Here is a 24,823-nt window from a genome sequence, read left to right on the forward strand (position 1 = left end):
GATGGAACAGACCGCCGAACCCGTGCTCGACATCAGGGGATTGCGAACGATCTTCCGCATCCGCGGCGGCGAGATCACGGCGGTCAACAATATCGACCTGACCGTTGCAGCCGGCGAGACACTTGCGCTCGTCGGCGAATCCGGCTCCGGCAAGTCGGTCACCAGCCTATCCATCATGCGGCTGCTCACCCGCAACATCGGTATGATCGCCGCGGGCAGCATCCGCCTTGCGACGAGCGACGGTGTGGTCCGCGATCTCGTCTCCCTCGACGACGAGAGCATGCGCAGGATCAGGGGCGACGACATCGGCATGATCTTTCAGGAGCCGATGTCGAGCCTCAATCCCGTCTTTACCATCGGCGACCAGATCGCCGAGCCGATCCGTATACATCGCGGTAGCGATCGCAAGGCGGCGATGAACGCAGCCGTCGCGCTGCTTGAAAGCGTCGGCATACCGGACGCTCAACGCCGCGCCGGCCAATATCCGCACGAACTCTCGGGCGGCATGCGGCAGCGCGCCACAATCGCCATGGCGCTCGCCTGCGATCCGGCGCTGCTGATTGCCGACGAGCCGACCACGGCGCTCGACGTGACGATCCAGGCGCAGATTCTCGACCTGCTCCTCAAACTGCAGCGCGAGCGCGGCATGGCCATGCTCTTCGTCACCCACAATCTCGGCGTCGTCGCCGAAATCGCCCATCGCGTGGCGGTGATGTATGCCGGCCGGATCGTCGAAGAAGGGCCGGTCGGCGAGGTTTTCCGCAATCCCAAGCATCCCTACACGATGGGCCTTCTCGCCTCCATGCCGCGCCTTGGCGATGCCGCGCGGATGAAACAGGCCGGCGAAAAGCTCGCCGCCATTCCCGGAATGGTCCCGAGCCTGATGAACATGCCGAGCGGCTGCGCCTTTTCTCCGCGCTGCAAATTCGCGATCGAAGCCTGTCGCGCTGCCGTTCCCGCGCTCGAACAGGTCAGTCCGCAGCATCGCAGCCGCTGCATCAGATGGCAGGAGATCTAGGTGAGCGCACCGCTGCTTTCCGTCCGCGACCTTTCGAAACACTATACTTCCCGTGGCACGCGACTGAACATTCTTGAGGGTATCTCCTTCGATATCGGCAAGGGTGAAGTCGTCGGGCTTGTCGGCGAATCCGGCAGCGGAAAGACCACGATCGGGCGTTCCGTCCTTCGCCTCGTCGAGCCGTCGTCCGGCAGCGTCCGTTTCGACGGCACAGAACTCACGGCACTTTCCGCCTCCGCGCTCAGACGGCAACGGCCGCGCATGCAGTATATTTTCCAGGACCCCTTCGCCAGCCTGTCGCCGCGTATGACGATCGGCGAGATCCTGACGGAAGGCTTGAAGATCCAGGGGATCGGCACCGCCCGTGACCGGCTCGAACGGGCGCAGTCGGCCTTGGCAAAGGTCGACCTGCCCGCCGATGCGATCAATCGGTACGCGCATGAATTTTCCGGTGGCCAGCGCCAGCGCATCGGCATTGCCCGGGCGTTGACCTTGTCGCCGGAATTCATCGTCGCCGACGAGCCGGTCTCGGCGCTCGACGTATCGATCCAGGCGCAGGTGATCAACCTGCTGCGCGACCTCCAGCAGCAACTTGGCCTGACCATGCTGTTCATCTCACATGACCTTGCCGTCGTCGAATATATCTGCGACCGGGTGATCGTGCTTTATCTCGGCCGCATTATGGAAGTCGCACCAAGTGCCGATCTTTATGCGAGACCGCAGCATCCCTATACGCGCGCGCTGCTCTCGGCGATTCCGTCGCCCGATCCGGATGCCCGCCGTAACAGGCAGATCCTGAAAGGCGATATTCCAAGTCCGGCCAATCCGCCGAGCGGATGTGTTTTTCGCACGCGCTGTCCGAGCGCGCTCGAGGCCTGCGCCGGCACCGTTCCGCAATTGCGGGAAATCGCACCTGGCCATTTCAAGACCTGCATCCGCGACGACCTCAACTGATCCGTCATCCATCGGAGAAACAAGAGATGAATGCAAAGACGCCGCGTCCCGCCATCGGCGGAAATTGGGCGAGCCTGCTTTTGCCGATCGCAGCCGATGACAGCATCGAATTCGACAAGCTCGGTGAAGAGATCGATATCCTCATCGATGCCGGCGTCGATGGTATTTACTCAAATGGCACTGCCGGCGAATTCCACAATCAGACGGAAGCGGAGTTCGACAGGATGCAGGCAATGCTGGCCGAGCGCTGCAAGGCATCTTCAACCCCATTCGTCATCGGCGCCTGCCAGCCCGACCCGCTGATCATGCTCAATCGCGTCCGCCGCGCCGCCGCACTCGATCCCCACGCCATTCAGGTCATATTGCCGGACTGGTGGCCGCTTACCGATGCCGAAGCGATCGATTTCCTGAAACGAGCGGCTGAGGCTGCCGACGGTATTCGGCTCATCCTCTACAATCCACCGCACGCAAAACGGGTACTGGCGCCAAAGGAGTTGGGCGCGGTCTGTGCGGCGGTGCCTGAGGTGATCGGCATCAAGCTCGCCGACGGCGACGGCTCCTGGTATGCCGAGGCACGCCTGTATCTCTCGGGGCTTTCGCTCTTCGTCCCCGGCCATCATCTCGCAACCGGCACGAGGGAAGGTGTGGCAGCAGGCTCTTTTTCCAACGTGGCCTGCCTTAGTCCCCGCGGCGCTCAGATCTGGACGGTCTCGATGCGAAACGATATCGACGCCGCACTCGATTTGGAGCGACGCATCCGCACGTTTATGGACGCGCATATCGTCCCGTTTCGGCAGGATTTCGGTTATTCGAACGCCGCTCTCGACAAGCTCCTGAGTGCGATCGGCAATTGGGGACCCGTGGGAACCCGCTTGCGGTTTCCCTATCGCTCGATAGACATCGCAGAAGCGGTCAGGTTGCGACGCATCGCACGTTCCGAACTCCCCGATCTTTTCCCCTGAGTTTGCCTAAAGAAGGGGCTTTCCGATATGGCGCGCAACGAAAACTTCTACCATCCCAGCCGGGCCGATATCTTGCTGGAGGCCTCCTTCAGCAGAACGATGAAGCGGTCGACATCGCTTTTTTGCGTGCGGAAGGCCGGGGCGCCGACATTCACCGCGGCGATCACGGATCCGTCGAATGCCAGAACCGGCACCGAGACGGAGACGAGTTGATCGCTGACTTCACCGTAACTCACACAAAATCCCTGGCGGCGGATTTTATCCAATTCAGCAACCAGCTTGCCACGATCCGTGATCGTGCGCTTGGTCAGCCGCGGTAAAGTCTCGGGGATCATTTGCAACTGCACCTGGGGGTGGAGATAGGCGAGAAGCACCTTGTACGAGCCGGCCGTGAGCGGCCGTCTTCGACCGATCATCGCCTGCACCCGCAAGTCGCGCATCGGTTCGAACTTCGCAATACACAGGGATTCCCCATTGTCGATGATCCTGAGCTGGGTCGTTTCGTTCGCCTTCTGGCCGACTTCTTCAAGAATAGGATTGGCTATGCGCACCAGATCAACCTGTGTCGAGGCAGCGGTCCCGAGAATGATCGCAGTCGTCCCAAGCCGGTAAGTGCCCGTATCACTCTTCCGCACCAGGCCGCGCCGTTCCAGTGTGCGTAACATGCGCAAAATTCTCGGCTTGGTTTCCCCGAGGTTCTGCGCCACCTCAGTCAGCCTGATATCCGGGTTTTTGGCGACATTTAGCAATACCTCGATGCAGACATCAACAGACTGCACGATATCGCTTTTTGACGGATTTCTTTTGTCCATGGGGCCAGAATTTTCTCCGCGACCAAGGCTGAAGGAGTGGCATAATTTCAAGTTACGCCTATCGTAACGCGCTTGTTTTCCGTTTGACAGCCCCCTTGCGGCCCCCTTACCAATTTGTGTCAAGAGTGGATGGGAACCTGCTCGCACCGACCAAGCAAGGTCGGCCCAAAAACGCTAAACCGGGATTGAAGAAATGGCCGCAAAAACATTGACGCGGGCAGCGATCGGGCTGCTTGGTACGATTGCTATTCCTGCAATGGTCGCCGCACAGGAAACCCCGCTGACGATCGGGATGTCGACGACGCCGACGACGCTAGATCCTCATGAAGATAGTTCGGCGCCAAACAATGCGACCTCACGCCATATCTGGGACAGCCTCATAAACCTCACGGGAACGTCGGCAAATGCGCCGGAACTCGCCACCGAATGGAAGGTCATCGACCCGACCCATTGGGAATTCAAGCTGCGGAAGGGCGTGAAATTCCATGACGGCAGCGAGTTCAATGCCGATGACGTCATTGCTTCGCTTCTGCGTGCTCGCGACAAGCCAAGCCAGAGCTTTGCTTCCTACACCCGCAATATTGTCAATGTCACGGCCACGGATCCCTATACCATCGTCGTCGAGACAAAGGTTCCTGATCCGATTCTGCTGAATTCCGTCAGCCGAATTCGCATTATCAGCGCCGATTGCAAGGAGGCGCCGGTCCAGGATTTCGACAACGGCAAGTGTGCAATCGGAACCGGGGCCTATTCCTTCGTCTCCTATTCGCCAGGCAGTAACCTGACCTTAAAGCGCAATGACAGCTATTTCGCAGGCCCCTCGCACTGGTCGAACGTCACGCTGCGCTTCCTGCCCGATGACGGCGCCCGTCTGGCATCGCTTCTCTCCAACGAGATCGACATTGTCGAAACCCTTCCTGCCGATGGAATGGCACGCGTGGAAGCGAGCGATAATCTGCAAGTCATCAACGGCCTGTCTTCCCGCTTCGTTTATCTTGGCCTCGATGTCAGCCGCGATGTTTCGCCTTTCGTGAAGGCTGCGGATGGTTCCGATCTCGACAAGAACCCGCTCAAGGATGAACGGGTGCGTCGGGCAATGCTGATGTCGATCAACCGGCCGGCAATCGTCGACCGCGTCATGCAGAAGAACGGCACGGTGGCCGACCAATTCGTCACCCAAGGCTATGCGGGCTATTCCGAAAAAGTCGAGAAGGTGGGTTATGATCCCGCCGCCGCCAAGGCGCTTCTGGCCGAGGCCGGTTATCCCGATGGCTTCAGCCTGACCCTGCACGGTCCCTCTGGCCGTTACGTCAAGGATGCCGAAGTTCTGCAGGCGGTCGGCCAGATGTTCACACGCATCGGCATCAAATCGAAAGTCGAGGTCCTGCCTTGGTCGATGTATTCGGAAGCCTATTCAAAGGGCACCTACAGCACCTATTTCGGCTCCTGGGGTGTGAACACCGGCGAAACCACCAATCCGACTGTCGCGCTAGTAGCCACGCGCGACGAGAAAAAGGGGACCGGCAGATATAACGGCGGCGGCGTGTCCGATCCGAAGATCGACGGGGTGCTGGCCAAGGCGAGTTCGACGCTCGATGAAGCCGCACGCGCGCCCCTTCTCGAGGAGCTGTCGACCGAGACCTTCAACAACCTCTGGCTCCTCCCAATGCATTACGAAAACGTCGTGCTGGGTGCAAAGAAGACCGTGTCCTACACCCCGCGCGGCGACAAATATACGCTCGCTTACGACGTGAAACCGGCGGACTGATGCTTGTCGTCCAAAAGCGTGCAGCGGTTTTGGGCGACACGCATCCAATAAAGACTTGAAGTGCGTCGCATGGATCCATTCGATGCGACGCGGTTTAAAACAGCAGCATGGGGCCGCCCCGAGGACGCCCCTTTCTTCATCTCCCAGGAGACATTCATGCAGGAACTTGGAACGGGCGAAGCCGTCGCCCGGGCGAAGGCCATCTATGACTATGGCCAGACGGCCATCTTCGCCTCTCAGGCCGATCCCCGCCTCCATATGGTGCTTTATGTGCCGCCGACGGCGGCAGACGGCCGCAAGCTCGACCTCCTGGTCGCGGTCCACGGCACCGGGCGCACGTCGGCCATCGACTTCCGCGACGGTTTTGCCGAATTCGGACTCTACAACGACTGTGCCATCCTTTGCCCGATCTTCCCGGTTGGCGTTCTCGGCGATGGTGCGCGTTCCGGCTACAAGTTTCTTGAGGAAGGCGACATCCGCTACGATCAGGTCGTCCTTGCCATGGTCGCGGAAATGGCCGACAAATACCGCCAGGACTGGTCCAAATTCGCCATGTTCGGCTTCTCCGGCGGCGGGCATTTCGTGCACCGTTTCACCATCCTGCATCCGGAAAAGCTCTGGGCGGCATCGATCGGCGCACCTGGTTCCGTCACCCTTGTGGATCCGACGCGTGACTGGTGGGTCGGCATTCGGGATCTGGAGGCGCGCTTCGGCAAGGCCTTCCGGCCCGAAGATCTCGCCAAGGTGCCGGTGCATATGATCGTCGGCGATGCCGATCTGGAGACCTGGGAAATCACCCACAAGCCGGGTGGCAAATATTATATGGATGGCGCAAACGACGCCGGCAAAACGCGGCCCGAACGCCTTGCCGCCCTGGCGAGCTCATTCCGCGAAGCGGGTGTCGACGTGACGTTCGATCGTGTTCCGGGCGTCTCTCACGACCGGATGAAGGTTCTGGGCAACGTCAAAGCCTTCCTGGCAAAGGTGCTGGAGGGCCGTCGCGCGAAATGAGAAATGCAACGATCGTGGCGCCTCAGCCGGAGGCAGTCGAAGCCGGCGCGGAAGTTCTCGAACGCGGCGGCAATGCCATCGACGCAGCACTTGCCTGTGCTTTCGTCCAGGGCGTGGTCGACCCGCAGATGGCCGGCATCGGCGGCTTCGGCTCCATGCATGTCTATATGCCGAAAAAGGGCGTGCACGAGATCCTCGAATTTTATGCGCGCGCGCCGTTGAAGGCTGCGCCGGACATGTGGCTCGACAAGATCAAGCAACAGAGCCGCGACGGCTTCGGCTACGTGCTTGAGGGCAATATTTCCGATATCGGCTACCTTGCCGTCTGTACCCCCGGCTCGCTAAAAGGCTATGAGACCGCGCTACGCGATTACGGCACCTTCGATTGGGCCGATCTCATCAAGCCGGCCATCCGCCTTGCCCGTAGCGGTTTCATGATCCGAAACCACATGCACTGGTATTGGGCCAAGGACCAGTCGAATGACGGTTTTGCCAACACGCTCGACAAGCTGCGCTTTTCTGAAACGGGCCGGAAAGTCTATTTCCACGACGACGGCACGCTCAAGAATGTCGGCGACCTGCTCGTCAACAAGGATATGGCCGAGACCCTCGAACGCATCGCGCGAAGCGGCGGCTCGGACATCTTCTATCACGGCGAACTGGCCGAACAGATCGCCGACGATTTCAAGGCACATGGCGGCTTGATCGATCGGGAGGATCTGGCGCGTTACAAATTGTCGAAGGTGGAGCCGGTTTGGGGCGACTACCGCGACAACCGCATCGCCACCTCGCCTCCACCAGGCTCGGGCTTTCCGATGCTGGAACTCCTGCATATCATGGAGCAGTTCGATGTCGGCTCGCTGCAGCATGGCAGCGCCGAACATGTCCGCATCCTGTTCGAATCCATGAAGCGGATGACGATCGACAAGGACGCGCATATGGGCGATCCCGCCTATGTCGACGTGCCCTATGAAAAGCTGCTGTCGAAACAGCATGCAAAGGCGCATGCCGGCGCGATCAAGGCGGGCGAGATCGCCAGCGTATCGCGGCTTGATCGATCGCAGCGCGACACCACCCACATCTCGGTGATCGACAAGGACGGCAATGCCGTCGCGATGACCCACACCCTAGGCAGTCCCTCGGGCGCGATCACCGATAGCCTCGGCTTCATGTACAATGGCACGATGAGCCGCTTTAATCCGCTTCCGGGTAAGCCCGGCTCCATCGCGCCCGGCAAGCGGCGTCCCAGCTCGGCGGCACCGACGATCGTCTTCAAGGGCGACGAGCCCAGCATCGTCATCGGAGCGCCAGGCGGCAGCTATATCGCGCCGGCCGTTGCGCAATGCCTGATGAACATGATCGATTTCGACATGTCCGTGATCGAGGCCGTCTCGGCGCCAAGGATCGTGGGGGTGTCAAACACGATCGACATCTGCAATCGCATTCGACACTCTGTCGAAGACGAGCTGCGGGCGCAGGGCTACCAGGTGGCACGGTCGCCGCAGACATATGCGTTCGCCGCAGTCCACGCGATCAAGATTGACGGCGGCATCTCGAAAGGCGCGGCCGATCCGCAGCGCGACGGGATGGCGATCTCCGTCGGCTAGATTCAAAATTACAGCGTCCTTTGCGGCTCTCGAAAAGACGCGCGGCGCTGTAGGGAGAGGTTCAATGGTCACATCCATCATCAGGCGGTTGATACAGGCGCTGTTCGTCGTTGTCGCGATGACGATCATTGTCTTCATCGGCGTCAATGTGATCGGCAACCCGGTCGACATCCTCATCAACCCGGACGCCAATCAGGCGGAGCGGGCACTCGTCATCGCCCATTACGGCCTGGATCAGCCGCTGTGGAAACAGTACCTGCTGTTTCTCCAAGGACTTCTGCACGGGGACTTCGGCAACAGCTTCGTTTATGGGCGCCCGGCGCTGGGTCTGATTCTCGAACGTCTCCCGGCGACGCTCGAACTGGCGATCACGGCTCTCGGCATCGCGCTGCTGTTCGGCTTGCCGCTTGGGCTGTATGCAGGGCTCTACCCCAATCGGATTTCCTCCAAGCTGATCATGAGCGGCTCAATTCTGGGCTTCTCGCTTCCGACCTTCTGGGTCGGCCTCATGCTGATCATGGTATTTTCCGTCGAGCTCGGCTGGTTGCCGACGAATGGCCGCGGCCCGACGCGGGAACTGCTTGGCGCACAATGGTCGTTTCTGACCGGGGACGGCATCAGGCATCTTCTATTGCCCGCGTTCAACCTGGCTCTGTTCAAGACGTCGCTCATTCTTCGGCTGACCCGCGCCGGCGTGCAGGAGGTCCTTCCTCAGGACTATGTGAAGTTCGCCCGCGCCAAGGGATTGCGAGAGCGGCGGATCATTTCCGTGCACGTTCTCAAGAACCTGATGATCCCGGTGTTAACGATCATCGGCCTTGAGTTCGGGTCACTGATCGCCTTTTCGGTCGTCACCGAAAGCATCTTTGCGTGGCCGGGCATGGGCAAGCTCATCATCGACTCGATCAACCTTCTCGATCGCCCCGTCATCGTCGCCTACCTGATGATGATGGTGCTGCTCTTCGTCGTCCTCAACTTCATCATCGATATCTGTTATACCCTTCTGGATCCGCGGGTCCGGCTGGAAGGAAAGGCTTGACCCCATGGCCGAACCACAAACGCAAGACACTAGTGCTCCAACGCCCGAACCCAGTCGTCTGTCGAAAGGGATCGCGGATTTCTTCAGCTCTCCGGCAGCCGCGATCGCCTTCCTCACGCTGGTGATCATCTGTTGCCTGGCGCTGTTCGCGCCATGGATCTCTCCGCAAAATCCCTATGATTTGATGCAGCTCGACATCATGGATGGACGACTGCCGCCGGGGTCCGAATCCATGACCGGGCTTGTCTATCACCTCGGTACCGACAGCCAGGGCCGTGATATCCTGTCCGGCATCCTTTATGGCCTGCGTACCTCATTGCTGGTGGGCGTTCTGTCGGCCTTCGCTGCTGCCATCATCGGAACCTCAGCCGGACTGTTCGCCGCTTACATGGGAGGGCGCACGGAAACCGCGATGATGCGGCTCGTCGACCTGCAGCTGTCGTTTCCCACCATCTTGATGGCACTCATGATGCTCGCCGTGCTCGGCAAGGGCGTGCCCAATGTCGTGATCGCACTGATCATCGCCGAGTGGGCGACCTATGCCCGAACGGTCCGCGGCACCGCTCTGGTCGAGCGCGAGAAGGAATATATCGAGGCGGCCCGGATGCTGCGCCTGCCTGGATGGCGCATCCTCTTCAGGCACCTGCTGCCGAACTGTCTTGCGCCGGTCATCGTCATCGCCACCATGCAGATCGCCCGGGCAATTGGCCTCGAAGCAACCTTGTCCTTCCTCGGCCTCGGCGCATCGGTGACCGAACCCTCGCTCGGCATGCTGATCTCGACGGGCTACCAGTATCTTCTGACGGGCCTCTACTGGATCAGCTTCTTTCCCGGCATTGCCCTTCTGGTCACGATCGCGGCGATCAATCTCGTCGGCGACCGGCTGCGCGATGTCCTCAACCCGAGGAACATGTCATGACCCCATTGCTGCAAGTGAGCAATCTCGTCACCGAATTCGGCGGCGGCAGGGGACGGCCCCGCGTTTGCGCCGTCAATGATGTGTCATTCACGGTGGAGCGCGGCAAGGTCCTTGGTCTTGTGGGAGAATCCGGATCCGGAAAGTCGGTGACCGGCTTCTCGATCATGCGGCTCCTCGATAAGCCCGGCCGGATTGTCGGCGGCAGCGTCATCTTCGACGGCGCCGACATCGCGAAATATTCCGACGAAGAGATGCGGCAACTACGCGGCAAACGGATCGCCATGGTATTCCAGGATCCGATGATGACGCTCAACCCGGTCCTGACCGTCGGGACGCAGATGGTTGAAGCCGTCCAGGCACACGAGCGAGTCTCGAAGGATGCCGCCCGGCAGCGGGCGCGGGATGCTTTGGCGCTGGTCGGAATACCAAGCCCTGATGAAAGGCTTGCCGCCTACCCGCATCAGTTTTCCGGCGGAATGCGCCAGCGTGTGGCGATCGCCATCGCGCTTCTTCACAAGCCGGACCTCATCATCGCCGATGAACCGACGACGGCGCTGGATGTGACGATCCAGAGCCAGATCATTTCCGAATTCCAGAAACTCACCGAAGAGGGAAATACGGCGGTGATCTGGATCACCCACGATCTGGCGATCGTTTCAAGATTGGCCGACGAGATCGCCGTCATGTATGCCGGCCGCCTCGTCGAGACCGGACCGGTGGGCAAGGTTCTGACCGATCCTCACCATCCCTATACCGCCGGTCTGATCGCGTCGGTGCCTTCGCAAAACAGACGCAGAGAGCCCCTTCACCAGATCCGCGGTATGACACCGGCCATTAGCCGTCTCCCACAGGGATGCAGTTTTCGTACGCGCTGTGATTGGGCAACCGACGGCTGTCTGGTCATGCCGGCGCTTATGCCGGACGGCGATCGCTCCTTCCGCTGCATTCATCCCGTAACGAAAGAGGTAGCATGATGACGGCGACCGCCGCGCCCCTGATCGAAGCGAGAAACGTGTCGCAGCGCTTCGGAGCCAAGCCCGACCTGGCCGCCAAGATCGCGCTCAAGCTCAAGCTGGCCAAGCCGGCGCCTATCGTTCACGCGCTTGATAATGTCAGCCTCAGCATCCGGCCCGGAGAGGTTGTCGGCCTTGTCGGCGAAAGCGGCTGCGGGAAGTCGACGCTTGGCCGCGCCATTGCAGGGATTACGTCACCGAGCCAGGGCCAAATCCTCTGGAAGGGGATGGACCGAAGCGCCATGTCGAAAGGCGAGCAGCATCAGTTCGGTCTCGCCAGCCAGATGATCTTCCAGAATCCGTTGGCGGCTCTCAATCCGCGCATGACCGTCGAAGAGCTTATCTGGGAGGCGCCTCGGACGCATGGGCTTGCCCGCTCCACGGAACGCGACGCCTATGTCGACAGATATTTGATGCTGGCCGGTTTCGACCCGGCCATGAAAAGGCGATACCCGCACCAGTTTTCCGGTGGCCAGCGGCAACGCGTCAATATTGCGCGTGCGCTTGCCGTGCAGCCGAAATTCCTCGTCTGTGACGAAAGCGTCGCAGCACTCGACGTTTCCATCCAGGCTCAGGTGATCAACCTGTTCATGGAACTTCGTGACAAGCTCGACCTGACCTATTTGTTCGTCAGCCATGATCTCGGCGTCGTGGAACATATTTCCGACCGCGTTGCGATCATGTATCTCGGTCGCATCGTCGAAGAGGCGCCCGTCGAGGAGGTTTTCAGGCGGCCCAATCATCCTTACACGAAAGCGCTCTTGGCCGAGGTGCCGCGCATCGAACCCGGCAAGCGACAATTCAAGCCCGTCGATGGCGAACTCCCCAGCCCAATAAACCCGCCGAAAGGCTGTCACTTCCATCCGAGATGCCCGATTGCGATGGACCGCTGTCATATGGAAGTGCCGGTGAAAAGGGAAATTGCACCGGGGCACCTGTCGGCTTGCCACCTCAATGATGAATAATCTCGAACAACAGACCGCTGATGGCTTCAGGTCATCCTGCTAATGTGCATGAGCCCCGCCCGGACGGGAGACTTTTTTCAACCCGGCTCCCGCGGCGGCGGTGTTCGCCAGGGAGGCGTCGCCGAGCGAAATGACGCCGGTTAGGCGCTTGTCACGATTGACGACGGGAAGGCGGCGAACCTGGACCTGCCCCATGTTGCGCGTCACGTCGTCGACATCATCGTCTTCGAAGCAATATTTGACATCGCGGGTCATGACTTCGCGCACCTTTGCATCGCCCCCTAATCCGTCGGCAAGCCCGCGCACGACGAGATCGCGGTCGGTGATGGTTCCGACGAGCCGGTCATTGTCGCCGACCGGCAGGAAGCCGATCTGCCTGTCGGCCATGCATCTCGCGATTTCGGCTATCGTCTGGTTAGGGTTGGCGATTTCTACATCGCGCGACATGATCTCTGACACTTTCATGGTCTTTCCTCCTGCCTTTTGCGGTTAATGGACGTCGAATGTTCCGGTGAGAGTCGTTTCCGAAACGATGTGGTTGCGGCTCCTGCCAGTCTCTCGAGGCCCTAATGGCGCATATCCGGATCCGGCCAGAGCGCCTGGACTTCTGCCGGCAGCCCGTGGCGCACTTTCCGCACCTCGCCCGGATCGATATAGTGGGAAAGCACCCGGAAAACCGACCGCACGGCCTCCTTCGCGTCTACCGGACGCGTCGATGAAAGCTCGTCGTTCACCTGCTCCAGGAACTCATCCAGGGAACGTGAACGGACGGGTTGTTTGGAAGGATCGTAGCGGTCGTAATAGGCGCCGCGCACGAGGAGCGGCAGCTGTGCCGACAGATGCGCAGCCAGATCGATCGGCAGACGATCTCTCAACGTATGAAGAACCGCGCCAAGCACATGCCAAGCAAGCTGCCGATCAGGTCCCTGGTCGGCCATCAGATCGTCGAGCCATATATTTGTGGTTTGCAGCGTCTTATCGAAGACGGCGACACCCGAAGCGCTCATGGCTTCACCTCCATGATGATGGTTCGAATCTGTTGAACCACTCAGGGAGATGAAAGTTCCGGAAGGCATCGTTAAATGCACCGGCCGCTTCGTCAAGAATCCGACGTGCCCTCCTCCTCCACGAAAATTCCCCAAGCGGCGATGAAGAGAGCGGCTATCAACGGCCCGATCACGAAACCATTGATGCCTACGAGAGAAATGCCGCCAATGGTGGAAATGAGGACAACATAGTCCGGAAGCTTGGTCTCCCTGCCGACCAAGGACGGCCTCAGAAGATTATCGACAAGACCTATGACGAGGGCGCCGACCGCAACCAGCACAAGCGCCTTCACCCAAAAACCGGCCAGGGCCAGGTAAACGGCCGTGGGCACCCAGATCAATGCGGCGCCGACCGCAGGCAGCAGCGACAGGAAGCTCATCAGCACGCCCCACAGCAGGGCTGGCTCGACGCCGAGGGCCCAGAAGGCGATCCCGCCGATCGAACCTTGGATGATAGCGATGATAATATTTCCTCGCACGGTCGCGTGAATGACCGAAGTGAATTTGGAGGTGAAGCGAAGTGTATGAGCATCGCTGAGAGGCAGCGCTCTTCTGATGGCGCGGGCAACGGCGCGCCCGTCCCGGAACATGAAGAACAGGAGATAGAGCATGACGCCGAAGGTGACGAAGAACCGCAGGGTGTTCTGGCCGAGGCTCAAGGCACGCCCGGCAAAGAAGCCGCCGCCCTGCATCAATGCCGAGGAAACGCGTTCCTGAAACGTATCGACGCCATTCAGCTCGATCCTCCGGAGCCAGTCGCGGAGGAAAAGGGGCAACGCTTCTTGCAGTTTCTGGACAAAGCTTCGGACATCGATCTCGCCGCTGTCCATGCGTTGGTAGAGAAGGTTGCCCTGCTGGACGAGTGAACTGAGAACGATCAACCCCGGAATGATCACGACGCAAAGGCAGACCAGCACGGACAGCGCTGCAGCAAGGTTTCCGCGCCCACCCAGCTGCGCCTCCATACGGGCGTGAAGCGGGAAGAAGATGATGGCGAGGACGACTGCCCAGAATATCGCCGAATAGAACGGTAGCACGATGGCGACGAAGGCAATGGTCACGAGGACCAGAAGCACATAGAAACTGACACGCTGAAGGAGCATTCGATCTTTCCGCTTCGAGACCGCGATGATGATGATAGCACAGATGCGGCAGCAGTGCTGGACCTCCCTTCCATCCTGTCTTGATGGCTCGATCCGCACGCGCCGTCTCGCAACCGACAGGAACTTCTTCTTCCGATTTTTGTTATTCGGCTCATGTTAATGAACCAATCAGTCCAGCCGAGGCTCGGAACAACAATTCATATCGAAGATCAGGATGTTCACATCCTTGACGGAGGCAACCCACATGGCCTTCCAGTCGTCCTCCTGCATGGCTGCGGCAGTCTTGCGCAGGAAATTTTGCTCGCCTTCGACAACAGCGATTTCCGGATCATTGCACCCGACCGGCCTGGCTATGGACTGAGCACGCCGCCTGCACCGGCTGAGCGTGGACCTGAGGGACAGTCCTTCTGGCTTGAGCGCCTTCTCGCGTCTCTCGAGCTGCCGGAGGTGAGGATCGTCGCGCACTCGATCGGCAGCGCAGCGGCCTTACACCTTGCTGCAAGAAGACCAGACCTCGTCAGGGGACTTTTTCTCATTTCCCCATGTTGCGCGCCTGTGCCATCGAAGCCGTTGATTGTGCTTAGATCGGCGGTCGCTCCGGTGGTCGGGCCGTTGATCCGCCAGCACGTCATCGGCCGGTGGCCCGCATTCTTTCTCGATCGAGGTCTGAGGTCGTCCTCCTTTCCCAATCCCCTGCCTTCTCATCTCGCGGACCTGCCGGCCTCTCACGTGGTCAATCCGATTAGCATCCGCACGATGGCCGACGAGTTGCGCGCCTTCAACCGAGACATGGAACGCCTTCCGGATCTGCCTGGCGATCTTCCCCTGCACGTTCTCTTCGGGATGGCGGACCGATTGATTTCACCGAACTGGCATATTGATTGGCTTTGCAGGAAGCATCCAGGGCCGGTCGTCAGATTGCTGGAAGGTGTCGGGCATTTACCCCATCATGTGGTCCCTGGCGTGGCGCGAGAGATGCTTTGTGATGTTGTGGAGGCATCGGCACAAGATACGAAACTCCCGCGCGTGAGGAGCATCGGCTCGCAGGCGGTTGCAGAAGCGAGTGCCGGTCTCAAGAGTAGATGAATCCCCGGCCCTCCAATTCGAGGCGCCGCGGTATTCCAGAGTAACGATGGGGCAATACCACACCAGAAGGCCGCAAGCCGATCTCTGCCTTTAGAGTGGAGATTATTTTTCTGTTGTCGCAAATGAAAAATCTGATTTACTGACGCTTCGCTGCTTGGCTTTAAGGGGGGATATTGCCGATGCCGTGGACTCGCAGAAATATTGTGCTGGGTGGTTTGGCGTTACTTGGCGTCGGTGCAGTCCGGAAACCGGCATTTGCCGCGGCATCATCCTATTTCGACGGCACTACCGTCGACAATGGCGTGACGTTCCGAAGCACCAACTTTGCCAAGATCGACAGACAGTGGCACCGCCAGGTTGTCAAATATTTTAGCAGCGAGCCAATCGGCACCGTCGTCGTCGACACGAGGCACCATTTTCTCTACGTGATCATGGAGAACAAGACAGCCATCCGCTATGGCGTCGGCGTCGGTCGCGAGGGCTTCAAATGGTTTGGCCGCGCGACGATCGACGATAAATCGCTGTGGCCGCGCTGGACGCCGCCGCCGGAGATGCGCAAGCGCCATCCGGAACTGCCCGAATTCGTGGCGGGAGGCTCACCGAAAAATCCACTCGGTCCCCGCGCCATGTACCTGCATCGCGACGGCGTCGATACCGGCTATCGCTTCCACGGCACGCTGGAGCCGTGGAGCATCGGCAAAGATGCCTCCAGCGGCTGTATCCGCATGTTCAACGAAGACGCCATCGATCTTTACCAGCGTTGCCCCATCGGCACTGCGGTGCAGGTTCTGCCGCATATTGCAGACCAGGCTGAAAGCGCCACCCAGGTCAGCCAGACAACCCCGGCCGAATAAGGAATATCACCTTGATCTCAATTGCGACCGGATTTACCAGGCGCCTTGTTGCCGCGACAATGTTCTTGGCGCTTGCCGCCTGCTCCACCACCGAACTCGCCTCGCTGGAAGAACCTGCGGCCGCCCCTATGACCGGCCAGACGAACGATCCGGCGCCTGGTTTCGAAAACGTGGCGGCTGGAAGCGAGGAGGATTTTATCCTCAATGTCGGCCGACGGATTTATTTTACCCAGGACTCTGCCAAGCTCGATTCCGTCGCCATGGCGACCCTGGACAACCAAGCCAACTGGCTCAACAACAACCCGACCTGGATGCTCAAGCTACAGGGATTCTCCGACGATTCAGGGTCCGCGTCCAAAATGGAGACGCTGTCGCAGAAGCGCGCCGATGCCGCGATGGCTTATCTTGTCTCGAAGGGCGTTGACGCAAAGCGCATGTGGGCCAAGGGTTACGGGAACGAACGCGAAGTCCGCGACTGCACGGAGCGCTCCTGCAAAGTGCAGAACCGGCGCGTCGTCTCCAATCTCCGCAAGCAGCCCGACGCCGTCTGAACTCTTCGCGAATGCCCATCGTGCAAAAGGGAATGAAGCCACGTACTTCGCGACAAGACGACGTCGCGTAGGTGCATTTGCGGGGGATGCGGCGAAGCCAGTATGGTGGTCCGTCGGCAAAGGGCCGGCCACCAAGCCGGCCCTCCTTGGATCCAACTCAATTCAGGATCGCGCTACCGGAACCGAGGCTCCGGAGCGGAGCCTGTCAAGAAGCTTCGAGAGCACACGCCTTCCGGCGTCTTTTGCGCTTGCTCCGCGGCGTTTCCTGATTTCGACCGTGAACGGCTTTTTCCGGGACTTCATCGAGAGGCCCTCCTTAAGCCACTTCGCGCTCGGCTTCGATCTGGAGAGGCGCCTGCTGAAAGGAGCCGTCTCCAATCGCGATTTTGCGCGGCTTCATGGCTTCCGGCACCTCACGCTTCAGCGCGATCGCGAGAATACCGTTCGTCAAGGACGCATTCTCGACCCTGACGTGGTCCGCGAGTTCGAAGCGACGTTCAAACGCGCGCCCGGCAATGCCGCGATGCAGATATTCGCCATCCTTCCCTTCGCCCTTCTGGCCTTTCACCACGAGCACGTTCCGCTCCTGGGTGATCTCGAGATCGGCCTCGGCGAAACCGGCCACTGCCATCTGGATACGATAGTCGTCTTCGCTCGTCTTGACGATATCATAGGGCGGCCAGGTCTCGATCGCCTGCAGCCGCTGCGCATTGTTCAAGAGGTTGAAGACCCGGTCGAAGCCGATGCTGGACCGATAAAGGGGTGCGAAGTCAAGTTCGTTTCTCATAGCCATATCCTCCGTAAAGCAACATGGAATGGAGACGCGTCGAAAACGCGTCCCCTGTCTGGTCGGCCCGCGTTTGCGCTGTCGACGAAAATGATCTGGTTTCGAGCGTTTTTCGATTCAAGAGGATATCCAAAAAAATTTTGGTCGAGGCTTGAGGCGGACTGTAAGCCTCTGTTTTCCTTCGCGCAAATCCAAGGGTGCCTGAAGATGTTCTTCGCTTGTGTGGAGAAGTTCATGACCGGCAAAAGCATCAGCACGACACCTCCGGATGGTGTTATCGAGGCGTTCTCCGCCTCGGACATTCTTCATTGCGTCTCCATTTCCATTTCACCTCTCCGAACGAAGTTCTCGCCGCCGAGATCGCTGCGCAGGAGAAGAGAGCGATCCTGCCGTCGTGGGATTCGGAACTCTATGCGGTAGAGGCCGTTCCGGCTCTGCCGCGGCGCCTGGCGTGCCATCCCGGGTGCGTTATGCCGATATCATCATCGCTCAAAGCTCCGGATAGCGGAGGTGGTACGGCAGGCCATGTCGGAAAAGGGTTCCGACGCTGTCGTCCTTGAATGACGAACCATATCCGAGCTCGCTGAACTCTGGTGAAGCGATAGCCCCGCTCTATCGCCTTATCGAACGCGCGCCTTGTCGATCGAAGACGCCCGCGACGATGACATGACCGCCGATCCGGTATGCGACCACGGCCTACTGCGAAGGCGGCAGCAAATATGCGCGTGGTGACGGCAGATCGATGACGAACCTGATATCCGCGGCATTGGCCGCCACGACCAGTTGGTAGTCGCCGGGCTCAGCGTGGAAGGCACCGGCCTCGACGTCGAAATAAGCGAGATCACGCGGCAGGATGTTCATCACGGCTGTCCCTGTTTCACCGGGTAGCAGCGAAAGCTTTGCGAAGGCGCGCAGTTCCTTGTCCGGCCGCTCCACCTTGGATTTTGGCGGGCGCACATAGAGTTGGACCAGTTCCGAACCGGCCCGGTCGCCGATATTGGTCAGATCGACGCTGACAGTCACGCCGTCCCCACCCATTTCGCTGGCTGAGAGCCGCGGCTCTCCCCAGCTGAAGCGCGTATAGCCAAGGCCGAAACCGAAGGGGAAGAGGGGCTCGACAGCGCGTGTATCGTGGTGACGGTAGCCAACAAACACGCCTTCGGCGTAACGCACGTGCCCATCCTCACCCGGATAGACGGCTGGATCGCCTGTTATTGCGGAATTGTCGGCAAGCGCCTTCGGGAATGTCTGCGGCAAGCGTCCGCCGGGCTCGACGTCGCCGAAGAGGACATCAGCGACGGCATTGCCCAGCTCCTGTCCGGGATACCAGATCTGCAGCACGGCGCGAACCTTGCCGAGCCAGGGCATTTCCACCGGACCGCCGGTCTGCAGCACGACCACGGTGTTGACGTTGACGGCCGCAACACGCTCGATCAGTTCCTCCTGCCGGCCGGGAAGCCGCATGTCGGGCAGGTCCAAGCCCTCAGTATCCCATTCGCCGTCGCGGCCGACGAAGAGAAGCGCCACTTCGGCATTCAGCGCCGTCTCGACGGCTTCCTGCATATCGGCCTCGCCCAAGGGCTTTTCGACGCCGAAGCGAATGGCCGTGAGGTTGATCCCCTCCTCGGTCGCCACGGGCGTGTCGTACTCTACGGTGATGGTATGGCCCCTGCCCGCATCGAGCGCCACCGTGCCGCGCTGTTCGTCATTGGCGGTGCCGAAATAGTTTTCGCCACGTGTCCAGCCACCATGGCCGTCGACCGTGAGCCTGCCATCGACGAAGAGCCGCGCCAGCCCGGCATTGGTCATGCCGAAGACATGATCGCCGCTCTCCTCCGGCACGAATTGCATCGTCATCCGCGCCGAGAAATCGGTGGGGTCGAGTTCGCCTGATGGCAGCTCGAACCAGAAGAACTCGCCCTTGTCGACGGTCTCGACATGAAGCGGATTGCCCCGACAGCCACGCCCCTTGAAATATTCGACGATGATCTTTCCCTTGGCCACCTCGATCAGACGGTTGTGGCGGCAGCCGACCGCGTGGCTGACGCTGTTGGCATTGGAAAGGGCGGCTCGAATCCCTTCGAGCGGGCTGATTGTATAATGCGCCGCGATCTGCGCGCTGCCGCCGCCCATGACGCGCGCGCTCGCGGCATTGGGTCCAATGACGGCGATCCGGTCGAGCGATGTCTTTGCAAGCGGCAGGATGCCCTCGTTCTTCAAAAGGACCGCGCCTTCCGCGCCGAGGCGCCGGATCAGCGCCCGGTCTTCCGGCAGGTCGACTGCCTGCTCCGTGAGGTCGGGCCTCTTCTCGAACGCGCCGACCCGCTCGAGCAGCAGCAGGATCCGCCGCGCCGCCGCCCGGACGGTCGCCGCCTCGACCCTGCCTTCGCGCACTGCCGCAACCAGCTTCTCGCCGCGATCGCGCGCCGGGCCGGGCATTTCAAGATCGAGACCAGCATTGATCGTCTCGGCGGTCGAATGCGAACCGAACCAGTCGGACATGACGATCCCGTCGAATCCCCATTCCTTGCGCAGCACCTTGGTCAGCAGCCACTGATGCTCGCTGGTGTAGGTGCCGTTGAGGCGGTTATAGGAAGACATGACGGCCATAACGCCGGCGCGGCGAACCGCCTGTTCGAAGGGTGGAAAATAGATTTCACGCAGCGTCCGTTCGTCGATATCGGAAGACATGGTCTGCCGCTCGATCTCGGATTCGTTGCCGGCGAAGTGTTTGATGGTTGCGGCGATCCCCTGGCTCTGCACGCCCTTGATATAGGCAACGGCCAGTTCCGCGGTCAGCATCGGATCCTCGGAATAACATTCGAAATTTCGCCCGTTGAGACCGGAACGATGGATATTCACCGTGGGAGCGAGGAGCACGGCGGCACCCTTGCTCTTCGCCTGGTGGGCAAGCGCCACGCCCATGCGCTCGACGAGATCGGGATTCCAGGTGGCGCCGAGCGCGATGGCAACAGGAAAGCAGGTCGCCTTGACGCCGCCAACCAGCGAACCCGCGCCGCGAGCCCCATTCGGCCCGTCCGTCACCTTGATCTTCGGCACATCAAGACGTTCGACGGGAACAGTCGTCCAGAAATCAGCGCCTGACAGCAGCGAGACCTGCTCTTCGAGCGTCATCTTGTCGAGAATGGAATCGATCATGCAAACCTCCCCTTCGATGGAATTCGGGCATTGCGAAATGCTGGCCGAGCATGCCCCGTTGCCAATTCATCCGGCGTCATTAACTTCACAGCGCGCCAACTGTTAAACCTACCGATTACTCTGTATTTTTAAGATGTCAACTGCTGAGCGGTGATGTATAAATAAAGGGTTCAGAAAGAGGTGGACGGAAGAGACGATGGCAGAAGTTACCGAATCGAATACCGGACAGGACGAAAAACGATGGCGCCGATCTCGCAAGGGCGAAGCGCGCCGCGCGGAGATCCTGTCGGCTGCGATGCGACGTTTTGCCGAAGACGGCTACCAGAATGCCGCCATCGGCGATGTGGCTCGCGACGTCGGCCTGTCGCTGCCGGGCCTGCTGCACCATTTCCCGACCAAGGTTGATCTCCTGCTAGCCATTCTGGACAGGCGCGATCTCGAATGTGAAAGCTACATCGGGCCCCACCGTTCCGATCTCCGCGGCCTGCTCAAGGGCATGGTCGAGGTCTTCCGCCGCAACGCCGAAATGATCGAGGTCGTCAGGGCCTTCGCCATCCTGAACGCCGAGAGCCTTATGAAGGATCACCCGGCCAAGGCATGGTTTCTCGATCGTGCCACCCAGCTGCAGAACGACATCGCCGCCACTTTCGAACAGGCCGTCAGCGATGGCTCGATCGACCGCAAGATTAATGGCAAGGCGATGGCGGCTGAACTGATCGCCGTGATGGATGGCCTTCAGATGCTCTGGCTGCGCGATCCGACCCGATTCGATATGGTCGGCGGCTTGGAAGCTTATGTCGGCCGCCTGCTGGCGAGCCTTGGTTTAGAGGGCTGAGCTTGGTTGAGCGCCGCGGATCATTCCGCGGCACGGAAACGAAGGAGCCATCTGCCAAGACAAGGCGTCAGCCATTCTGCAGCTTCCAGGTCCGGATTTCGAACGGCATGATGTCGGCGGGTCCCTTTCGCTCCATCGGCTCCTCGAGAATGTTCAGCGGCTGCGATGCTGCCCATCCGGAAGGCAGCTCGAGGGCGAGGCTGCCGCGCCGGCCGGCCGGTTCGTAGAGGCGCAGGATAAGCCCCTCGCCGTCCTCCGCCGGCTTCAGGCCTGAGAATGCGACGGGGATGCCGGTGACCGCAAGCGGCGCAAAACTGCCGGCGGAGAGGCCGCTGGATTCAGCCGAGACGAGCGGTTGGTTGAGATCGATCGCCTCGTCGAGAACGCCGCCTTCATGCCAGGCGCCTTCATGCGGCATCAGCGCATAGGTGAAGCTCTGCTCGCCTTCGTCGGCCAGCGGATCCGGATAGATCGGCCCGCGCACGAGGCTCATGCCGATCACGTTGCCGCGGGCGCTATGGCCGTATTTGGCATTGTTGAGCAGCGCCACCCCGAAATCCGGCTCGCTGATATCCACGAAGCGGTGCGCCACGGCCTCAAACATCGCCTGCTCCCAGGACGTATTCGTGTGCGTTGCCCGCTCGACGATGCCGAAGGCACATTCGAAGGTCGCCTTGCGGGCCTGAGCGGCGACAGGGTTCAGGGTGCGCAGCAGCGTGCGGCGATCATGCCAGTCGATCGTCGTTTCGATGTCAAGCCGCCTGGCGTTGGCCGTCAGCATATAGGTCTGCGTGACGCTCGAATTCCGGTAGCGGTAAACGACGCGGATCGCCGCGCGGTGCGGGCCGTCTTCCACGAGGGTGATACCATCAGGCGCATCGAGGCGGACGGCCTTTTCGGCATAATCCGCGTCGATATCCCAAGCGTCCCAGTTGCGCGGCTTGTCGGCCGGGTAGACCCAGAGCTGGTTTGCGGAACCATCGACGGCTTCGCGGCCGGTCGCCTTGTGGATAAGGCTCGCAACCGCTCCATCCTTGCCAATGACGACCGCGAGGTGGTCGTTTTCGAGACGGTCGGGGCTAGCCTTCAGCCCGCCCGCCGGCTTGAGCGAGCCCTTGTCGAAGACCGCGACGGATAAGGGCGCGATGAGATCGGCTGCCGAGACGACCGTACCGTCAGAAAGCGTTGCGCTGAGCGGCCTTGGAGCCAGAGACGGATTGACGACGATGAGGGCATCGCCAACCCCGCCCTTCGGCAGCTTGGCCGACAGCGCTTGCAATGCCATCGCCTGTTCGGCCTTGGCATGTTCGATGACGCCGCCCAGTTCCTGCTCTGCATCCTGATAGACTTCACGGATGCTCGAGCCCGGCAGAATGTCGTGGAACTCGTTTTTCAGAACCACGCGCCAATCCGCCTCCAGGCTTCGGGGCCTGTCTGCTCCGAGCATATGCGCCAGCGAAGCAATGGTTTCAGCGGTGATCAGCGCACGTTCTGCCTGGCGATGCTTGCGCTTGACGCCGCTTTGCGACGTCAGTGTGGCGCGGTGCAGTTCGAGATAGATTTCACCGTCCCACACGGGAAGGTTCTTTTCGCCTGCGGTGCGGTGCGCCTGCTCGTAAAAGCTTTTGACGGTGCCCCAGCGCGCCTGCGGAATTGCCGGGAAATCGCGCAGCTGCACTTCGCGCTCGACCATCTCCGGCGTGACGCCGCCGCCGCCGTCGCCATAGCCCACGGCCAGCAGCGAAGTATGGTGCTGCGTCTTGCCGCGGAAATTCTTCCATGTCGGCACGTAGCAATCGGGTTGCACGAAGCCGTTATAACCCTGCATCGGATTGTCGAACGTGTGGGTCAGCACCCGGCTGCCGTCGAGACCCTTCCACCAGAAGAGATCGGAGGGAATATGGTTGGTCTCGCTCCAGTTGACCTTGATCGTGAAGAAGCTGTCGATGCCGCCCTGTCTCAGGATTTGCGGCAGCGCACCTGAAAAGCCGAAGCAATCGGGCAGCCAGCAGACCGTGTGGCGGGTGCCGAAGGTCTTTTCAAAATAACGCTGGCCATAGAGGACCTGACGGGCGAGGCTTTCGCCGGTCGGCATGTTGGTGTCGGGCTCCACCCACATGCCGCCGACGGTTTCCCACTTTCCTTCCGCGACCTTCTGCTTGATGCGCTCGAGAAGTTCCGGGTCTTCCTCTTCCATCTGCGCGTAATAATGAGCGGTCGATTGATTGAAACGAAAATCGTCGGAGCGCTCCATCAGCGACAGAGCCGTGTTGAAGGTGCGCCGCATTTTCCGGCGCGTCTCGCGATAAGGCCAAAGCCAGGCGAGATCGATATGCGCATGGCCCGTCAGCAGCAGTTCTCCATTCGGCGGGAAGGGTTTCTGCAGCTCCTTCAACCGCGCCGTCAGAGCCTCGAAGGCCGTGGTTGCCGAAGCGCTCTGCTCATCCGTGAGGCCTGCCGGATTAACCTCAAGCTCCGGCAGTTCCCAGATCTTCTGCTGCATGACGGCGCCTGACGTGCGGGAGATATAAGCCGCCGTATCCGACGGCCAGTCGAGGCTGCGCAACGCATGCTCGGCGGCATCCATCAGGTGCGGCACAACTTCATGCTCGCCGAGCGCATCGATTGCCTCGGCAACCTGCTTCAACAGAAGATGCAGGCGGTGAGCGGGACCATCGAGCCAGATAAACCGGGCCTTGTTGAGTTTGGGCGCTCGATTGGGCTCGCCGAACGGAAAGCGGGCGACGGTTTCCGTTGCGATGGAGAAGCGCCGGCCCTTTACCGGGAATTCCTGGTGATAGGGATCAAGACCGAATGTTTCCGTCTCGCCGTCGGGATAGCTCAGCGTAATCAGGCTCTCGCCGCCGAGATCGAGCTGCAGGCGAATATCTGCCAGAGGCCACGCCTCCGGCGCTTCAGCGGTCGCGGCAAAATGCACCACTGCCTGGCGGTGCGGCCAATCCTGGTGATGGCCGATCGGCTCGCCCTCGAAAGTCCAGCCGTCGATCGCAGCACTTTGTCGATCCCGCCAATGCGCCAACTCGGCAATGCGAACTTTCAGACGATCGAGGCGCTGGGCAATGGTCAGAGGCATGGCTTATCCTGTTGAAAATCGACGGCTGACAATCTTGTCGTCATGCTTTTGAGGTCGTGGTCATGGTTTTGGGGGAGATGAAGATGGCGCGACCGACATCGCGATTGCCCGGCCCCTCCTCCAAGCGGGCTTGCAGAGTCTCAGATTAAGTAACTTTGATTTGGCGTCAAGCCCAGAAGAAGTGAACCGCTCCGGGTTTACCGGATGTCACCGTCACGCCATGTTCTTACGAAAGCTTGC

The 24,823-nt window shown here is 60.3% G+C and carries 21 protein-coding genes; 14 read left to right on the forward strand and 7 right to left on the reverse strand.

Going from position 1 to position 24,823, the window contains the following annotated elements; all coding sequences use genetic code 11:
- Position 1: 1 nt before the first annotated feature.
- Genes ACS4RR_RS29375 through ACS4RR_RS29385 form a run of 3 tightly spaced genes read left to right on the forward strand, consistent with a single transcriptional unit; the run spans position 2 to position 2,934 of the window.
- Positions 2 to 1,018 carry an ABC transporter ATP-binding protein gene (locus tag ACS4RR_RS29375; RefSeq protein WP_260111371.1) on the forward strand — a complete coding sequence of 339 codons (1,017 nt, stop codon included), beginning with the start codon at positions 2 to 4 and terminating at the stop codon, positions 1,016 to 1,018.
- Positions 1,019 to 1,972: an ABC transporter ATP-binding protein gene (locus ACS4RR_RS29380; RefSeq protein ID WP_222295204.1), complete on the forward strand. Its 954-nt coding sequence runs from the start codon at positions 1,019 to 1,021 to the stop codon at positions 1,970 to 1,972.
- 26 nt (positions 1,973 to 1,998) lie between these two features.
- Positions 1,999 to 2,934, forward strand: coding sequence for a dihydrodipicolinate synthase family protein (locus ACS4RR_RS29385; RefSeq protein ID WP_222295203.1), 936 nt, complete (start codon positions 1,999 to 2,001; stop codon positions 2,932 to 2,934).
- Positions 2,935 to 2,981: 47 nt separating this feature from the next.
- Here the strand turns inward: ACS4RR_RS29385 and ACS4RR_RS29390 are convergent, their stop codons facing one another.
- On the reverse strand, positions 2,982 to 3,746 hold the full coding sequence (locus tag ACS4RR_RS29390) for an IclR family transcriptional regulator (RefSeq protein ID WP_020047487.1): 765 nt from the start codon (positions 3,744 to 3,746) through the stop codon (positions 2,982 to 2,984).
- A 193-nt stretch (positions 3,747 to 3,939) separates the two neighbouring features.
- Here ACS4RR_RS29390 and ACS4RR_RS29395 point away from each other — a divergent pair, with 193 nt between their 5' ends.
- The 7 genes from ACS4RR_RS29395 (at position 3,940) to ACS4RR_RS29425 (ending at position 12,068) form a co-directional block, all read left to right on the forward strand.
- The gene (locus tag ACS4RR_RS29395; protein WP_260111370.1) at positions 3,940 to 5,514 is read left to right on the forward strand and encodes an ABC transporter substrate-binding protein; all 1,575 of its coding nucleotides are present in this window, start codon (positions 3,940 to 3,942) and stop codon (positions 5,512 to 5,514) included.
- Positions 5,515 to 5,670: 156 nt separating this feature from the next.
- Positions 5,671 to 6,525, forward strand: coding sequence for an alpha/beta hydrolase (locus ACS4RR_RS29400; RefSeq protein WP_260111369.1), 855 nt, complete (start codon positions 5,671 to 5,673; stop codon positions 6,523 to 6,525).
- The gene (gene ggt, locus ACS4RR_RS29405; protein WP_260111368.1) at positions 6,522 to 8,132 is read left to right on the forward strand and encodes a gamma-glutamyltransferase; all 1,611 of its coding nucleotides are present in this window, start codon (positions 6,522 to 6,524) and stop codon (positions 8,130 to 8,132) included. The genes ACS4RR_RS29400 and ggt overlap by 4 nt, the downstream gene beginning before the upstream one ends.
- Positions 8,133 to 8,196: 64 nt before the next feature.
- Positions 8,197 to 9,171 (forward strand): ABC transporter permease, encoded by a 975-nt coding sequence (locus tag ACS4RR_RS29410; protein WP_260111367.1) that lies wholly within the window; start codon positions 8,197 to 8,199, stop codon positions 9,169 to 9,171.
- A 4-nt stretch (positions 9,172 to 9,175) separates the two neighbouring features.
- Positions 9,176 to 10,090 carry an ABC transporter permease gene (locus ACS4RR_RS29415; protein WP_138390398.1) on the forward strand — a complete coding sequence of 305 codons (915 nt, stop codon included), beginning with the start codon at positions 9,176 to 9,178 and terminating at the stop codon, positions 10,088 to 10,090.
- On the forward strand, positions 10,087 to 11,064 hold the full coding sequence (locus tag ACS4RR_RS29420; protein ID WP_260111366.1) for an ABC transporter ATP-binding protein: 978 nt from the start codon (positions 10,087 to 10,089) through the stop codon (positions 11,062 to 11,064). Before ACS4RR_RS29415 ends, ACS4RR_RS29420 begins: the two co-directional genes overlap by 4 nt.
- Entirely contained in the window at positions 11,064 to 12,068 is a 1,005-nt protein-coding gene (locus tag ACS4RR_RS29425; RefSeq protein WP_162115906.1) for an ABC transporter ATP-binding protein, read from the forward strand. Before ACS4RR_RS29420 ends, ACS4RR_RS29425 begins: the two co-directional genes overlap by 1 nt.
- 39 nt (positions 12,069 to 12,107) lie before the next feature.
- Here the strand turns inward: ACS4RR_RS29425 and ACS4RR_RS29430 are convergent, their stop codons facing one another.
- The 3 genes from ACS4RR_RS29430 to ACS4RR_RS29440 all read right to left on the reverse strand — a co-directional run bounded on the left by ACS4RR_RS29430 (position 12,108) and on the right by ACS4RR_RS29440 (position 14,217).
- Complete coding sequence (locus ACS4RR_RS29430; protein WP_162115857.1) at positions 12,108 to 12,533, reverse strand: CBS domain-containing protein; 426 nt, start codon at positions 12,531 to 12,533, stop codon at positions 12,108 to 12,110.
- 101 nt (positions 12,534 to 12,634) lie between these two features.
- Entirely contained in the window at positions 12,635 to 13,075 is a 441-nt protein-coding gene (locus tag ACS4RR_RS29435; RefSeq protein ID WP_064250491.1) for a DUF2267 domain-containing protein, read from the reverse strand.
- A gap of 92 nt (positions 13,076 to 13,167) precedes the next feature.
- On the reverse strand, positions 13,168 to 14,217 hold the full coding sequence (locus ACS4RR_RS29440; RefSeq protein WP_260111365.1) for an AI-2E family transporter: 1,050 nt from the start codon (positions 14,215 to 14,217) through the stop codon (positions 13,168 to 13,170).
- Between the two features lie 159 nt (positions 14,218 to 14,376).
- Here ACS4RR_RS29440 and ACS4RR_RS29445 point away from each other — a divergent pair, with 159 nt between their 5' ends.
- The 3 genes from ACS4RR_RS29445 (at position 14,377) to ACS4RR_RS29455 (ending at position 16,708) form a co-directional block, all read left to right on the forward strand.
- Positions 14,377 to 15,303: an alpha/beta fold hydrolase gene (locus tag ACS4RR_RS29445; RefSeq protein WP_456190513.1), complete on the forward strand. Its 927-nt coding sequence runs from the start codon at positions 14,377 to 14,379 to the stop codon at positions 15,301 to 15,303.
- Between the two features lie 179 nt (positions 15,304 to 15,482).
- Positions 15,483 to 16,157 carry a L,D-transpeptidase gene (locus ACS4RR_RS29450; RefSeq protein ID WP_260111435.1) on the forward strand — a complete coding sequence of 225 codons (675 nt, stop codon included), beginning with the start codon at positions 15,483 to 15,485 and terminating at the stop codon, positions 16,155 to 16,157.
- A gap of 14 nt (positions 16,158 to 16,171) precedes the next feature.
- Positions 16,172 to 16,708 (forward strand): OmpA family protein, encoded by a 537-nt coding sequence (locus ACS4RR_RS29455; RefSeq protein ID WP_260111434.1) that lies wholly within the window; start codon positions 16,172 to 16,174, stop codon positions 16,706 to 16,708.
- Positions 16,709 to 17,024: 316 nt separating this feature from the next.
- On the opposite strand, the gene ACS4RR_RS29460 is transcribed toward ACS4RR_RS29455, so the two are convergent.
- Together ACS4RR_RS29460 and ACS4RR_RS29465 are read right to left on the reverse strand one after the other, a co-directional pair.
- Positions 17,025 to 17,495 carry an Hsp20 family protein gene (locus ACS4RR_RS29460; protein ID WP_162115860.1) on the reverse strand — a complete coding sequence of 157 codons (471 nt, stop codon included), beginning with the start codon at positions 17,493 to 17,495 and terminating at the stop codon, positions 17,025 to 17,027.
- Between the two features lie 696 nt (positions 17,496 to 18,191).
- Positions 18,192 to 20,654: a glycoside hydrolase family 3 C-terminal domain-containing protein gene (locus ACS4RR_RS29465; protein ID WP_456190514.1), complete on the reverse strand. Its 2,463-nt coding sequence runs from the start codon at positions 20,652 to 20,654 to the stop codon at positions 18,192 to 18,194.
- Positions 20,655 to 20,850: 196 nt separating this feature from the next.
- Between ACS4RR_RS29465 and ACS4RR_RS29470 the strand changes: the two genes are divergently transcribed.
- Positions 20,851 to 21,489: a TetR/AcrR family transcriptional regulator gene (locus ACS4RR_RS29470; RefSeq protein WP_456190515.1), complete on the forward strand. Its 639-nt coding sequence runs from the start codon at positions 20,851 to 20,853 to the stop codon at positions 21,487 to 21,489.
- A 67-nt stretch (positions 21,490 to 21,556) separates the two neighbouring features.
- Here ACS4RR_RS29470 and ACS4RR_RS29475 read toward each other — a convergent pair whose 3' ends face one another.
- On the reverse strand, positions 21,557 to 24,583 hold the full coding sequence (locus tag ACS4RR_RS29475; RefSeq protein WP_456190516.1) for an alpha-mannosidase: 3,027 nt from the start codon (positions 24,581 to 24,583) through the stop codon (positions 21,557 to 21,559).
- Positions 24,584 to 24,823: the final 240 nt, after the last annotated feature.

Source organism: Rhizobium zaerense (genome assembly GCF_051810725.1).
In the GTDB taxonomy this organism is placed as follows: Bacteria; Pseudomonadota; Alphaproteobacteria; order Rhizobiales; family Rhizobiaceae; genus Rhizobium; species Rhizobium leguminosarum_I.